A 13186-nucleotide genomic window follows, 5' to 3' on the forward strand; every position below is an offset into this window, starting at 1 on the left:
GGGTGGAAGTGCAGTAATGCATGGAGCTGACCAATACTAATCGGTCGAGGGCTTATCCTAAGAATAAAACGCAAATAAGTTTCGGATCCAGTTTTCAGGGTGTAACACCTTGAAAGTATGTACAAGTGACATACAACAAGCGCATGGATATTCATTCACACGATAAGTGATGAAGCGAATAACCGTACGGAAGAATTTGCACAGCAAATTCATGTTTGGTGGCGATAGCGGAGGGGTTCCACACGTACCCATCCCGAACACGACCGTTAAGCCCTCCAGCGCCGATGGTACTTGGACCGCAGGGTCCTGGGAGAGTAGGACGTCGCCAAGCGACAAGTAAAGAGGACCATGATCTCATTGAGATAATGGTTCTTTTTTGCATATACGTATATTTTAGAAATATCCTTACAAAAGGAAGGTAACATTTTTGTTACGGAATGTAGGAGTAAACCCTGTATAATATAGGTATTGAATCCCATACACACACGCTGCATTATTGCAGAATTATGCAAACTCCATCATAGGATTTTGTATAGTCAATCAGGCTGGTAAGGAGGGAAGATCATGCGGCGAAATAAATGGCTTGCTCTATTGGTGCTATTCAGTGTCGCTGTCGCGATTCTTACCGGGTGCGTGGAAGAGGAGCCTTCTTGGACATCGTTTGAGGGTGCTGCCAACGAGAAGACGTTTCCGGTTCCCAAAGAAGCTAGTAAAACCGATCGGGCCAGCAGTAATTCGGACATGGACTATGTTCGCTATGCACTGCCAGCGTTGAAGGAAAGTGATAGTCTACCTGCTCCTTATTTAGAGGAGATTGCAGCTTGGGGCTGGACTGAGGAACCGAATTTATCCACCTCGAATCAGAAGGTGTTTCAGAAAAATAAACACATGGTGCATTTGTCTGTGCATGATGGTTCTTTTACTGTATTGGTTCCAAAAGACAGAAAGGCTGTTGTGAAGAGCAAAAGCGTGGATCTTAATTAGGGCACGGTTTTCAACCGAGTAAGCAGCATAGGATTTATTGTAGATCATATTTATAGTAAACTCATAGCGTATTGTATGCTGTGCATAATGATGAATGAAGAGATCGAATATGGGGAAGCACTCAGAACTGCTGTTGAGTAGGGAGTGGCTTCCTTTTATATATTTGCATGTTGATCAAATGCTCTACATGAATAACAAGGATAAAGATGAGGAAAAGTTTACTTGATAAGAGAATAAAGCGATTATAGTTGTTAAGTCACAAAAAAAGGAGTAACCGGTTGGGGTTGCTCCTTTTTTATTGCTTCGGTCTATATGGTCGTAGGTTAGTTCAGACCTGAATTTTCTATCTGTACGGATAATGAGTGGTTAGATTTACTGTTGATAATATGAGGCATCTTCATCGGTGAACTTCAACATGCCATCTTTTCTCTCCCCTGTAAGCCGGCTGAGGATGTATAGACGCGGTGCAATAAGCCATAGATGCCAGAAGAGTAAGGATACAGTAAAGGCTGGTGGAGACCAGAGAATGAATACGGCTGATAAGCAGATGCCGATCCAGAGGGTATGTATGTGCACACGACGAAAGATGCTATAGCCTATGTACTGGTCTGTCATATAGCCTAGCCAAGGTAATTTACGGTGGAATGCCCAGCGTTTGCGGAAGGCTGTTCCGCCACCGATGAATAGGACAGATCGTGAGATTACGAAGTGTACCCATAAGGTTAGGAAAAAGGCAAGAGCAAACAAAAACACGCTGGTCCAGGAAAAGGCAAGAAGCAGAAAGAGAAGCATAATAACAGGTAATGTGATGTGACTCCATATTAGTTGACGCGGTATACTGATTTTTTTAATGAGCTTGTAGTGATAGTAGGTAGCTTTGGTTCCGGTTTCCTCTGTCATGCGAACAGTCCTTTCATTAATCTACTGCATCACAAGTGGCTTCCCGTCCACAGCCGGAAAAAGGGACGGTACTTCGCTCATGCCGCTTTAAATAAGCATTTAATCGTTTTTGTAGAAATACAGAATGATCGACATCCAGTGTTAGCTAGCCTACTCTATATTACTGGAAAAGCTATCACTGATGAAGTGTTCAAGGGCTCCGATGAAAGGGTATCCATACATAAGAGCTTTTCTTATTATATCGGCATAGACGGCTGTTTTTTAAACATACGGGGTACAAACACCATAATGGCCCAGGAGGAATATATATAGAGTATATCGTCGAACTGGGCTATGAAAAGGTTTAAAATAGTAGAAAGTGCCCCATACTAATAGTAAAAGAAACAAGGTGGGATGGATATGCATGATCAAGGCGGCCACCGCTGCATTATATGCGGGCAGCACAAGCATGAAGGCATTTTTATCGTTTCCGAGTTTATCTGTGATACGTGTGAGGCTGAAATGGTGCACACGGATGCAACTGACGCCAAATATCATTTTTTTATTGATCAACTAAAGCAAATCTGGGTACAGAAAAATGCATAATATCCTTTGCTAATTAGTCTTTGAAGGATTGGCATTCCAAGGTCTGTCGATACGGGCCTTTTTTTCTGTGAGTAAAAGTAGGATTCCGCTTGATTTTACGATAAAATAAGGTAGATATAAAGCTTTGTTTGGAAGGATTGCAGAATGATGGGGAAAAAGGCGATACACGCACCATTAATGGAAGCTCTAATACGTTACCGGACTCAGGGCAATGCTTCTTTCCATGTACCCGGTCATAAAAATGGACAAGTATATGAGCATGAAAATATTGCATCTCTGTTGCAAGAAGTGATGTCTATTGATGCTACAGAAATTACTGGACTGGATGATTTGCATCACCCAGAAGATGTGATTCGTGAAGGGCAAGAGCTGGCTGCAAAGTGCTTTGGTGCTGAAGAGAGCTTTTGGCTAATTGGAGGAAGCACGGTCGGTAATTTGGCTATGATTTTAACTGTATGTACGGAGCCGGGAGATCTACTGCTGGTACAGAGAAATGTACACAAATCTGTTCTGAACGGTCTCATGCTGTCAGGGGCTGATGCAGTATTCCTAGATCCGGAAATAGATACACTAAGCGGGCTGGCGGTTGCCCCAACGACGGATACAATAAAAGCTGCACTGAAGGCCTATCCTTCGGCTAAAGGGGTGTTACTTACACTACCTAATTACTATGGGATGGGGCATGACCTGACGGCAACGGCTAAGGCCTGTCATGCAGCCCATGTGCCGCTATTGATAGATGAGGCACACGGTGCCCATTATGGGTTGCATCCTCGCTTGCCAGCCTCTGCGCTATCCTGCGGGGCTGATGTAGTCGTGCAGTCGACACATAAAATGCTCCCAGCCATGACCATGGGGGCCATGTTACATGTGCAGGGAGAGAGAATCCATCGGGAACTGCTTCGTCAGCGTTTGGCGATGGTGCAAAGCTCTAGCCCTTCTTATCCGTTAATGGCTTCACTGGATTTGGCAAGATGGTATATAGAGGCGTATGGAACAGATGCTTTTACAGTGGGCTTAGCGGCGGCAGATGCTTTTAGAAAGGGCCTGAAGCAGCTCCCACGCTTTCGCTTATTAGAACCTATACAGCAGGCACTAGAGGGGAAAGACGCTCACAGGGGAATCTCTGAGGTCCTAGAAAGGGCTGATGAGGGAATAAGCGGATATTCAACCCAGGATCCTTTTAAATTGGTGCTGTATGATACATGGGGTATACTGGATGGGTTTGGACTCAAGCATGAGTTGGAGACTTACGGATGTGTTCCAGAGATGAGCGACGAAAAACATGTTGTTTTATTGTTTACGTTAGGCTCTACGGCTAAGGATGCGAGTCACCTGTTGCAGGCTCTTGTGCATATAGATAATGATATAAGATTTAAGGAGACGGCTTGTGAGCCGGGGTCAACGGAAAAAGAGCAGCAAAGATTCGAATTAGATTTTTCCACGTGGAACAATGATAAAATGAAGGGATACTCTAGTCCGGTGCCGTTTGGGCTTCGACCGATTAGCCCGGATCAGATGGAGACCGTGCCTGTAGACGAATCCGCTGGCAGGGTAGCGGCTGAAATGATTATCCCGTATCCTCCAGGTATTCCACTGCTGTATGCAGGAGAAACGATCACAGAAACGATTGCATTGCGGATGAGTCGTCTACGTGAGCTGGGAGCCAAGTGGCACGGGGTAGCAGATGAAAGTATGCTTACAATTCGGGTATTCCGTTTACAATAAAGATTAGATACTAGAGACTTAACAAATACAGAAGACTGAATAAAAGAAGCATACGCAGCCTATGGGTGACTTTTATTTTTCAGGCAGGAAAGCAGGGAATAACATGAATCGCAAAGGTATTTTTATTACACTGGAGGGGGGAGACGGCTCCGGTAAAACAACTATGATTCAACGGCTGGCGAAGTTTATGGAGAGAGAAGGCTATCCAGTCATCACGACGAGGGAGCCGGGTGGCATCGAAATTTCCGAAAAGATTCGTTCTATCATTTTGGACCCTGCTCATACCAGTATGGATGCTCGAACAGAGGCACTTTTATACGCGGCGGCGCGGCGTCAGCATTTGGTGGAGAAGGTAAAGCCGGCTATTGAACAGGGAGCTATCGTATTATGTGATCGTTTTGTGGATAGTAGCTTGGTCTATCAAGGATTTGCAAGAGGGATCGGAATTGAAGAGGTAGCTTCAATTAATCGCTTCGCGGTGGATGATTGGGAGCCGGATGCCACATTTTATCTAGATATTGAGCCCGAATTGGGATTGGCAAGAATTAATGCGTCACGAGGAGCAGAAATGGACCGCCTCGACATGGAGAGTATATCGTTTCACCAAAAGGTGCGAGAGGCATATTTGGAGTTGGCTCGCAAATTTCCAGAGCGAATTACAATTGTTGATGCGTCTCCGGCGCCAGAGCAGGTGGAGCAAGTATTGAAGGATTTGCTGAAAAAGCGGTTTGTTCAGAATTTTAGCATATAATTGTCGAAGGATATACGGTAAAATTGAGCTAGGGACAAGGTTGTCTCTAATATGACTTGAAGGAGGAATACAGGATGAAGCTGATTATTGCGATTGTACAGGATAAGGACAGTAACAGATTATCCAGCGGACTGGTGAAAGCAAATTTCCGTGCTACTAAATTGGCGAGCACAGGAGGATTTCTGCGTGCTGGTAATACGACATTTATGATCGGTGTTGATGACAATCAGGTGGACTCATTAATGAACGTCATTCGCAGCAGTTGCAAGGTTCGTGAACAGCTGGTCACACCCGTTACCCCTATGAGCGGGACGACGGATTCCTATTTACCGTTGCCTGTTGAAGTGCAGGTGGGTGGAGCGACGGTATTCGTGATGCCTGTAGACCGTTTCGAGCATTTCTGAATCTACACAATAGGGCCTATTCTGCCGATATGATAGGGGAATCGCCTGTATCTTCTCACATGATGGGAGTGAGGGCAGATCCACTAAAACGGCAGCGCTACAGCGCAGTCCCCGGAAATCCGAAGAAACCCTGAGTTCTAGTTTGAACTGTTCATGAAGGGGGAAAGTGGAAGCATCCGGGGAGAAAGCAGGTTTATATGAAAATAAATCCGGGCTATCGCCCTTTACAAAGTACATTGTCTACAAATGAAATGAGTGCAAAGCCAATTCAGCCCAAGAGCTTCTCCGACGTTATGCAGCAAAATGGGGAGCAAGCTTCGCAGGAGGAATTGAATCGGCGCTTTAAGGAAATACAAATGCAGGGAGATCGTCTTGCACGCTCAATGACGATTCGTGAGCTGAAGGCCTATAAGATGCTGGTTAAACGGTTTTTGGAAGATACCGTTCGGCGAGGCGTGTCCATGAAGGACACGAAGGGCTGGGATCGCCGGGGACGCAGCAAACGTTATAAGCTGATTGATGAAGTGGATGAGCTATTGCTCAAAATGGCGGATGAGCTGCTCGAAACCGAGCAAGGCAAGATTGAGCTTTTGCAAGGGGTCGGTGAGATCAGAGGATTGCTAATTAATCTCTCATTTTAATGCAGACTTATGTTATAAATGAATACAGACGGGCTGTTGCCACGAAGAAATAATCTGCTTGCTGATCATGCTGGCAGATTATTTTTGACTATGTACATGCCCCGAAGAACAACGATTTGCCGATGGATCACAGTTGTTTTCAGTGGAGAAAGTGAGGAAATATGTCTTTTCAACATATAATGGGCCAGGATGTAGCCAAAAAAATGCTGCAAAGTGCACTACGGAATCATACGGTCAACCATGCCTATGTTTTTAGCGGGCCGCCGGGAAGCGGGCAGATGAACATGGCGCAGATCTTTGCTAAGGCCTTATTTTGTGAGCGACAGACGGATGATGCATGTGGGGAGTGTTTGTCATGCCGCAAGGTAGAGCACGGGAACCATCCAGATTTGCATATTGTAGAGCCGGATGGAGCTACGATTAAAATTGATCAGATTCGCGGGCTTCAACGTATATTTTCTTACAAATCTGAAAGCTCCAATCCGAAGGTATATATCATTCGGCAGGCGGATACCATGACAGTGCAAGCTGCTAATAGCCTACTTAAATTTCTGGAGGAGCCCCAGATTCCGGTGGTCGGTATACTCATTTCTGAAAATGGACAGGCGTTGCTGCCTACGATTCAATCACGGACGCAGCAGGTTCCTTTCCACGCTTTACAGCCGGAAGTGATGATGCAGGCATTAATTGGGGAAGGCTATACGGCAGGGCTTGTCCGGTCGGTCGTTCATATTGCTTCAGGACTGGAATCATGTAGAGAAATTCTCCAGCAGAATTGGTTTGCAGAAATTAGAAACGTAGTGTTACAATTAGTGAAGGAGTCCATGAGTCGGGGGAGCTCGTCTATTATTCTGGCTCAACAGAAGATTTTTAAAACTGGACTTTCTGAACACCTGGATATTCTGTTTCATCTGTTTCATTTGTGGTTTAAGGATATGCTTCATTTCCGTTACGGAAGGCACGAAAGCATTGTTTTCATAGATCATTTGGAGTCCGTCTCCAAATTGGCAATCACCCGCAGCACGGAACAATGGGTCTCTTATATGGATTTGGCCGCGAATTGCAGGAAGAAGCTCCGTTTTCACGTCAACGGGCAATTATGCGTGGAGCAGCTTCTGATTGGGTTGTCCGATACAAGCGGTTCTATCACCGGCTAACAGGAAGGCGCGCTTGTTCCACTCTGCACAATCCGCGACGCCAGGTTCCCGGTTTGTGCGACAGTGAGACTTCAATTGCGGCCATTCGTACAATGTCGGCTTCAAATGAGGTTTAGTGGCATACAAGGGGGTTAATTTTTGTATAGTGTAGTGGGTGTCCGTTTCAAGAAGGCGGGCAAGACTTATTATTTTGATCCGCTGGATCTTCCAGTGGAGAAAGAAAACTGCGTCATTGTAGAAACCGCGCGCGGTATTGAATATGGCAAGGTTGTAGTGGGCAAAAAAGAGGTAAATGATTCGGATGTTGTCCTGCCCTTAAAAAAAGTCATTCGTATTGCTGGGGATGATGACGCTCTTGTTGTAGAAGAGAATAAATTGGCGGCCAAGGATGCATTCGGCACGTGTTTAAATAAAATTAAAGACCATGGCCTTAAAATGAAGCTGGTAGATGTAGAATTTACATTTGACCGCAATAAGATCATTTTTTATTTTACGGCAGAGGGTCGGGTGGATTTTCGAGAGCTTGTAAAGGACTTGGCCAGTATTTTTCGTACACGGATCGAGCTGCGGCAGATCGGCGTACGGGATGAGGCTAAAATGCTTGGCGGAATCGGACCTTGTGGACGTATTCTGTGTTGCTCCTCATGGCTGGGGGATTTTGAGCCGGTATCTATTAAGATGGCGAAGGATCAGAGTTTGTCGCTGAATCCGACGAAGATTTCCGGGTTGTGCGGGAGATTGATGTGCTGTCTCAAGTTTGAACATGATAACTACGAAAGCATGCGAGAAGAGCTACCTCAGGTGGGTAAGATGGTTATCACCTCTTTGGGAGAAGGTAAAGTCGTAGGTGTGAATGCAGGTCATCGCACGGTGCATGTTCAACTGTTTGAGATCAGTAAGGTCAAGGAACTTCCAATGGACGATGTAGTCGTCAAGTAAACCATTAGGTTGCTTCGGGGTGGAAACTTGGATAAATTAAATGTTTTTGCGCGTATTCACGAAATGGAAACCCAAATGGGACAGTTGCATAGCGATCTGGGTGAATTGAAACTGGCAGTAAAAGAGCTGCTGGAGGAAAATCAACGACTAACGATTGAAAACGAACAGGTGCGCAAGATGCTCAAACGTGAAACCTCTGGAGAAGAAAAGACGGCAAACAAGCCGAAGCTTCCTCCTCCGATCGTCATTAAGGATGAAGGGCAAACGGGTGAGGTCGTGGGCGAAGGCTACGACAATCTAGCGAGGCTGTATCATGAAGGATTTCATATATGCAACGTGTATTACGGACATTTGCGAACGGAAGGCGATTGCCTCTTCTGTCTGTCATTTTTGAATAAATAAAAACAAGCCGTAGGAGCAAGATGCCTACGGCTTTTTTGTAAGGAAGTATGAGTGAAAAGCGATTTTGGTTATAAAAGATGGGAGAGCACTATGTACGAAAATGAAAAGAAGTCTGAACGAATTGATGATCTGCTTTCACATAATTTGCGTATTATCCAAAGTGATGAAGTATTCAGCTTCTCGATGGATGCGGTCTTGCTGGCACGATTTGCCGGTATTCCGCAGCGTGGGAAGATTCTGGACCTGTGTACTGGCAATGGGGTTGTCCCGCTGTTGCTAACGACACGAACAAAAGCGTCTATTGAAGGAATTGAGATTCAACCACGTTTGGCAGATATGGCTAGACGTAGTGTCAGCTTGAATGGATTAGAAGCAGCAATTCAGATTCGGGAAGGGGACCTACGTGAGCTGGTTCACATCACGGGACATGGTGTTTATGATGCGATTACCGTGAATCCCCCCTATATGCCGCTAAATGGTAGCGATATCAAGCTGAATCCTCACCAGGCAATTGCCCGTCATGAAGTGAACTGCACACTGGAAGAAGTCATTCAGGCATCCACCCGGCTTGTCCGTAATGGGGGAAAAGTGTCTATGGTTCATCGCCCGCAGCGATTGGGTGATATTATAACCTTGATGCGTAAACATAGTTTGGAACCCAAACGAATACGTTTTGTTCACCCACGAGTTCATATGGAAGCCAATATGGTCCTGGTTGAAGCATTACGTGACGGCAAACCGGAGGTTCGTCTGTTGCCTCCGCTCATTGTATATCAGGAAAATGGGAATTATACTCAGGAAATAAGAGATATCTATGGAGAAGTAAGCAAGGGGGATTCTGTGTGAAAGCAGCTGTACAAAAAAGCTTTAGTACCAGCGAAGAAGAACGGGGAAAGTTGTATCTTGTTGCAACACCCATTGGGAATCTGGACGATATGACCTTTAGGGCGATTAACACCTTAAAATCATGTAGTATTATCGCTGCCGAAGATACGCGGCAGACACGCAAACTGCTCACCCATTTCGAAATTACACCGGATATGCTCTTCAGTTATCATGAACATAATAAGGCTGCCAGTGGGCCTGAACTGATACGTTATATAATAGAAGGAAAAAATTTGGCACTAGTTAGCGATGCAGGTCTACCGGCCATTTCTGACCCTGGTTCGGATCTGGTCAAACTGGCACTGGAAGCGGAAATTAGCGTCATTCCTATCCCAGGAGCAAATGCGGCACTATCGGCCTTAATTGCCTCAGGACTGGATACAGAAAGGTTCACCTTCGCTGGCTTTCCACCACGGGAGAAAAAGGACCTAGAGAAGCTGTTGCTATCGTTTCAGGTATCTCACGGCACAATTATTTTTTATGAATCGCCTCATCGTATTGTGAAGACATTGATGGTGTTGAAGGAAACATTAGGTTCACGCAAAGTGGTGCTTGCGCGTGAGCTGACCAAGCTGCATGAGGAATGGGTGCGGGGAACCGTGGAGCAATGCCTTGCTAAACTAGAGGAGAATCCACCGATTGGTGAATATTGTCTGGTGGTTGAAGGGAAAGACGAAGAGGAAGAGGAACAGGAACGTCAGGCATGGTGGCAGTCTTTATCTTTGGAGTCCCACGTTGCACATTATGAGGCAGAGGGACTCACACGCAAGGATGCAATGAAGCGTACAGCCACAGATCGTTCAATTTCCAAGAGAGATGTTTACAACGCACTCTTATGAATATCTGCCTAAACAAAAAAGGGCCTTCCAACGGTTGGGTTCAAACCGTGGAAGGCAACAAGGAGTATATATGAAAAAGGTTAGAATTAACAATATCTGATAAGTCTATTATATACTAAAATTCTCAGTTTGTCACAGGTGTTGGGATTTCAGAAATGCAATCTTGGCAAACAATTTTTCCTTTGAAGTAAATTACATTCTCAGCATTGCCGCAGAAGATACAAGCTGGCTCGTATTTTTTAAGCATGATGCGTTCGCCATCAACATAAATTTCCAAAGCGTCTTTCTCTCCGATTCCCAGGGTACGGCGCAATTCGATTGGAATAACAACACGTCCGAGCTCGTCAACTTTTCTTACAATACCAGTGGATTTCATCATAATAAATCAGGCTCCTCTCGCCGTTTAAAATAATATAAGTGTCATGATTCGACAAAATTTTCTCTTTTCTGATATTTACTATACCAACGATTCCCAAAACAGTCAACCTTAAAAATGTAGTAACAGTCTGATTATGCAAAAGTATTTAGATTAAAGAGCTTTACTTGTGTGTATTGCCTTATCTTATTGATGATTTATTCAGTTTGTCGATTTGGAAATGTCGAAAAACTATAATTCGACATTTTACGACAAAGAATGTCGAATGAGGGGAATCATTTAGGATTTTATTGTATTTTAATCCATTATTCCGAATATTAAAGGAGCTGATATCTTGCACCAGCCACTCAGTGAAGAAAAAGTTTTTAAAGACCCGGTACATAACTACATCCATGTTCAGGATACTGTGATATGGCGGTTGATCAATACGCCGGAGTTCCAACGTTTACGGCGCATACGGCAGTTAGGCACATCGTATCTTACGTTTCATGGAGCGGAGCATAGCCGGTTTTCACACTCATTGGGCGTATATGAGATTACGAGAAGTATTATTTCTCAATTTGAACGTGGAGATTTCCCAGATTGGCCGAAGGAGGAAAGGCTGGTTGCTCTGTGTGCAGCTCTATTGCATGATGTGGGACACGGTCCATTTTCTCATTCAATTGAGGAAGCCTTTCATATGAACCATGAGGATTGGACATGCCGCATTGTATTGGGAGACACGAAGATCAACGCCGTGCTACGGCAAGTCGACGAGAAGCTTCCACAAAAGGTGGCTGCGGTTATAGCCAAAACGTATGATAAGCCGATTGTTGTCAACCTGGTAACCAGTCCGCTAGATGCCGATCGTATGGATTATTTGTTGCGGGATGCTCACTCGACAGGCGTCAACTACGGCACGATTGATTTGGATCGTATTTTACGACTGCTGCGTCCTCATAATGGGAGAATTGTTGTGAAGGAATCAGGTATGCATGCAGTAGAAGATTATTTAATGTCACGCTATCAGATGTATTGGCAAATTTATTTTCATCCTGTAACACGCAGCTCGGAAATCCTTTTACGTAAAATTTTCAAGCGAGCAAAGGAATTGTTTAAAAACGGATATGAGTTTGGTTTTCTGCTGGACCCGCTGCCGGATCTGTTGAAAGGAGAGCTTACAGTAGAGCAATATCTGATGCTCGACGAGTCATTAATCCAGACCGTATTTAGCCAGTGGAAACGAGAAAAGGACGAGATTTTAAGCGATTTGAGCAGCCGTTTTATGGACCGTAGATTGTATAAATATGTAGAGATTGAAAATATGGATACAGATACCATTGACAGTATTCGAGAAGCTTTGAAAGAGGCTGGTTTGCACCCTGAATATGATTTTGAAATTGATTTTCCGACAGATCTTCCTTATGATGTGTTTCGGCAGGGTGGCTCGACGGACAACCAGATTTTACTGCTTGGACGTCAGGGCGAGGTGAGTGAAATATCCGAAGTTTCGGAAATTGTGCGCTCAATAAGTGGTATTCACCGAGGAAAATATCATATGTATTTTCCCCAGAATAAATTGAACGCGGTAAAAGACAGGCTTCCTGCCGAAATAAGGAATTATTTTGTCAAAGAATAGACAACTATATAGAAATGTAAGTAAAAAAAGGAGATGTAAACCTTGGAATTATTCGACACTCATACTCACTTGGATGCGCCACAATTTGACGAAGATCGTGAAGAAGTTATAGCACGTGCTGTCGAATCAGGAGTAACGCGGATGATCAATATCGGATTTAATCGTGAGACCATTCCATCCACCATGAAATTGGCCGAGACGTATGATTTTATTTATGCAGCAGTTGGATGGCATCCGCAGGATGCTATTACAATGCAGGAGGGCGATTTAGAATGGATTGCATCGTTATGCAGTCATAAGAAAGTTGTAGCCATCGGAGAAATCGGTCTGGATTATTATTGGGATACATCACCGAAGGATGTTCAGCATCGGGTGTTTCGAAGTCAAATTGGTCTGGCTCGTGAGCTCAAAATGCCCATTGTTATTCATAACCGGGATGCCCATGAAGATATTGTTAAGATTTTGCGCGAGGAAAAAGCGAGTGAGATTGGAGGAGTCATGCACTCCTTTTCGGGTAGCTGGGAGACAGCCAAAATGGTGCTGGATATGGGATTTCACCTTTCCTTCGGTGGTCCAATAACGTTCAAAAATGCCAAGCAGCCAAAAGAGGTGCTCGCACAGGTGCCGCTGGACCGTCTGCTCATTGAAACTGATGCTCCCTATCTGACGCCTCATCCGTTTCGTGGGAAGCGAAATGAGTCTGCACATGTGAGACTGGTAGCAGAGGCTGCAGCCCAAATCAAGGGAATTACAGTGGAGGAATTAGTGTCAATAACGACCCGAAATGCCCTGGAACGATTTGACATTCAATGAAAAAGTGAAGAAATCGATCAAGATAAAGAGATAGACGAAGCTAATCATGAATTTGTTGCAGGAAACTCGAGAATATTACAATATTTTAACCGAATATTTTGAAAAATGTACTTGAAACCTGCTTTACAACATGCATAGAAACAGGATATCATCTTTTCAGTGAA

The 13186-nt window shown here is 44.5% G+C and carries 15 protein-coding genes and 1 rRNA gene; 14 read left to right on the forward strand and 2 right to left on the reverse strand.

Translation table 11 applies throughout. From position 1 onward, the window contains the following. The first annotated feature begins 214 nt into the window (after positions 1 to 214). Positions 215 to 331, forward strand: a 5S ribosomal RNA gene (gene rrf / locus C1T21_RS18285). Between the two features lie 233 nt (positions 332 to 564). Further along, positions 565 to 984, forward strand: coding sequence for a hypothetical protein (locus C1T21_RS18290; RefSeq protein WP_013308104.1), 420 nt, complete (start codon positions 565 to 567; stop codon positions 982 to 984). 372 nt (positions 985 to 1356) lie between these two features. On the opposite strand, the gene C1T21_RS18295 is transcribed toward C1T21_RS18290, so the two are convergent. Beyond that, positions 1357 to 1884, reverse strand: coding sequence for a hypothetical protein (locus C1T21_RS18295; RefSeq protein WP_103049266.1), 528 nt, complete (start codon positions 1882 to 1884; stop codon positions 1357 to 1359). Positions 1885 to 2283: 399 nt separating this feature from the next. Here C1T21_RS18295 and C1T21_RS18300 point away from each other — a divergent pair, with 399 nt between their 5' ends. The 10 genes from C1T21_RS18300 to rsmI all read left to right on the forward strand — a co-directional run bounded on the left by C1T21_RS18300 (position 2284) and on the right by rsmI (position 10215). Beyond that, the gene (locus C1T21_RS18300) at positions 2284 to 2469 is read left to right on the forward strand and encodes a sigma factor G inhibitor Gin (RefSeq protein ID WP_023986422.1); all 186 of its coding nucleotides are present in this window, start codon (positions 2284 to 2286) and stop codon (positions 2467 to 2469) included. Positions 2470 to 2613: 144 nt separating this feature from the next. After that, positions 2614 to 4197: an aminotransferase class I/II-fold pyridoxal phosphate-dependent enzyme gene (locus C1T21_RS18305; protein ID WP_103049267.1), complete on the forward strand. Its 1584-nt coding sequence runs from the start codon at positions 2614 to 2616 to the stop codon at positions 4195 to 4197. A 103-nt stretch (positions 4198 to 4300) separates the two neighbouring features. Beyond that, positions 4301 to 4948, forward strand: a complete 648-nt coding sequence (gene tmk / locus C1T21_RS18310) for a dTMP kinase (protein ID WP_103049300.1) — start codon at positions 4301 to 4303, stop codon at positions 4946 to 4948. A 74-nt stretch (positions 4949 to 5022) separates the two neighbouring features. Continuing rightward, positions 5023 to 5352, forward strand: a complete 330-nt coding sequence (locus tag C1T21_RS18315; protein ID WP_007427998.1) for a cyclic-di-AMP receptor — start codon at positions 5023 to 5025, stop codon at positions 5350 to 5352. A gap of 197 nt (positions 5353 to 5549) precedes the next feature. Further along, the gene (locus C1T21_RS18320; RefSeq protein WP_013308108.1) at positions 5550 to 5993 is read left to right on the forward strand and encodes a YaaR family protein; all 444 of its coding nucleotides are present in this window, start codon (positions 5550 to 5552) and stop codon (positions 5991 to 5993) included. 161 nt (positions 5994 to 6154) lie between these two features. Further along, positions 6155 to 7150 (forward strand): DNA polymerase III subunit delta', encoded by a 996-nt coding sequence (gene holB, locus C1T21_RS18325; protein WP_023986424.1) that lies wholly within the window; start codon positions 6155 to 6157, stop codon positions 7148 to 7150. A gap of 138 nt (positions 7151 to 7288) precedes the next feature. After that, positions 7289 to 8089, forward strand: a complete 801-nt coding sequence (locus tag C1T21_RS18330) for a PSP1 domain-containing protein (RefSeq protein WP_013308110.1) — start codon at positions 7289 to 7291, stop codon at positions 8087 to 8089. Between the two features lie 27 nt (positions 8090 to 8116). Then, positions 8117 to 8491, forward strand: a complete 375-nt coding sequence (gene yabA, locus C1T21_RS18335) for a DNA replication initiation control protein YabA (RefSeq protein ID WP_025722558.1) — start codon at positions 8117 to 8119, stop codon at positions 8489 to 8491. A 90-nt stretch (positions 8492 to 8581) separates the two neighbouring features. After that, positions 8582 to 9337 carry a tRNA1(Val) (adenine(37)-N6)-methyltransferase gene (locus tag C1T21_RS18340; RefSeq protein ID WP_103049268.1) on the forward strand — a complete coding sequence of 252 codons (756 nt, stop codon included), beginning with the start codon at positions 8582 to 8584 and terminating at the stop codon, positions 9335 to 9337. Next, positions 9334 to 10215 carry a 16S rRNA (cytidine(1402)-2'-O)-methyltransferase gene (gene rsmI, locus C1T21_RS18345; RefSeq protein ID WP_053324314.1) on the forward strand — a complete coding sequence of 294 codons (882 nt, stop codon included), beginning with the start codon at positions 9334 to 9336 and terminating at the stop codon, positions 10213 to 10215. The genes C1T21_RS18340 and rsmI overlap by 4 nt, the downstream gene beginning before the upstream one ends. Before the next feature lie 124 nt (positions 10216 to 10339). On the opposite strand, the gene C1T21_RS18350 is transcribed toward rsmI, so the two are convergent. Then, positions 10340 to 10594, reverse strand: a complete 255-nt coding sequence (locus C1T21_RS18350) for an AbrB/MazE/SpoVT family DNA-binding domain-containing protein (protein ID WP_007428005.1) — start codon at positions 10592 to 10594, stop codon at positions 10340 to 10342. A gap of 331 nt (positions 10595 to 10925) precedes the next feature. On the opposite strand from C1T21_RS18350, the gene C1T21_RS18355 reads away from it, so the two are divergent. After that, positions 10926 to 12209 (forward strand): HD domain-containing protein, encoded by a 1284-nt coding sequence (locus tag C1T21_RS18355; protein ID WP_103049269.1) that lies wholly within the window; start codon positions 10926 to 10928, stop codon positions 12207 to 12209. Between the two features lie 42 nt (positions 12210 to 12251). Continuing rightward, a complete protein-coding gene (locus C1T21_RS18360) occupies positions 12252 to 13022 on the forward strand; it encodes a TatD family hydrolase (protein ID WP_103049270.1) in 771 nt (256 codons plus the stop codon). Positions 13023 to 13186 lie beyond the last annotated feature (164 nt).

It is taken from the genome of Paenibacillus sp. F4, assembly GCF_002894905.1.
In the GTDB taxonomy this organism is placed as follows: Bacteria; Bacillota; Bacilli; order Paenibacillales; family Paenibacillaceae; genus Paenibacillus; species Paenibacillus polymyxa_B.

Bases quoted from the DNA above. Each gene is read 5' to 3' on its own strand.
- C1T21_RS18340 (WP_103049268.1), top strand. From the start codon at position 8,582: ATGTACGAAAATGAAAAGAAGTCTGAACGAATTGATGATCTGCTTTCA.
- holB (WP_023986424.1), top strand. From the start codon at position 6,155: ATGTCTTTTCAACATATAATGGGCCAGGATGTAGCCAAAAAAATGCTG.
- C1T21_RS18315 (WP_007427998.1), top strand. From the start codon at position 5,023: ATGAAGCTGATTATTGCGATTGTACAGGATAAGGACAGTAACAGATTA.
- C1T21_RS18295 (WP_103049266.1), bottom strand. From the start codon at position 1,884: ATGACAGAGGAAACCGGAACCAAAGCTACCTACTATCACTACAAGCTC.
- C1T21_RS18320 (WP_013308108.1), top strand. From the start codon at position 5,550: ATGAAAATAAATCCGGGCTATCGCCCTTTACAAAGTACATTGTCTACA.
- C1T21_RS18305 (WP_103049267.1), top strand. From the start codon at position 2,614: ATGATGGGGAAAAAGGCGATACACGCACCATTAATGGAAGCTCTAATA.
- C1T21_RS18350 (WP_007428005.1), bottom strand. From the start codon at position 10,594: ATGATGAAATCCACTGGTATTGTAAGAAAAGTTGACGAGCTCGGACGT.
- C1T21_RS18290 (WP_013308104.1), top strand. From the start codon at position 565: ATGCGGCGAAATAAATGGCTTGCTCTATTGGTGCTATTCAGTGTCGCT.
- tmk (WP_103049300.1), top strand. From the start codon at position 4,301: ATGAATCGCAAAGGTATTTTTATTACACTGGAGGGGGGAGACGGCTCC.
- C1T21_RS18300 (WP_023986422.1), top strand. From the start codon at position 2,284: ATGCATGATCAAGGCGGCCACCGCTGCATTATATGCGGGCAGCACAAG.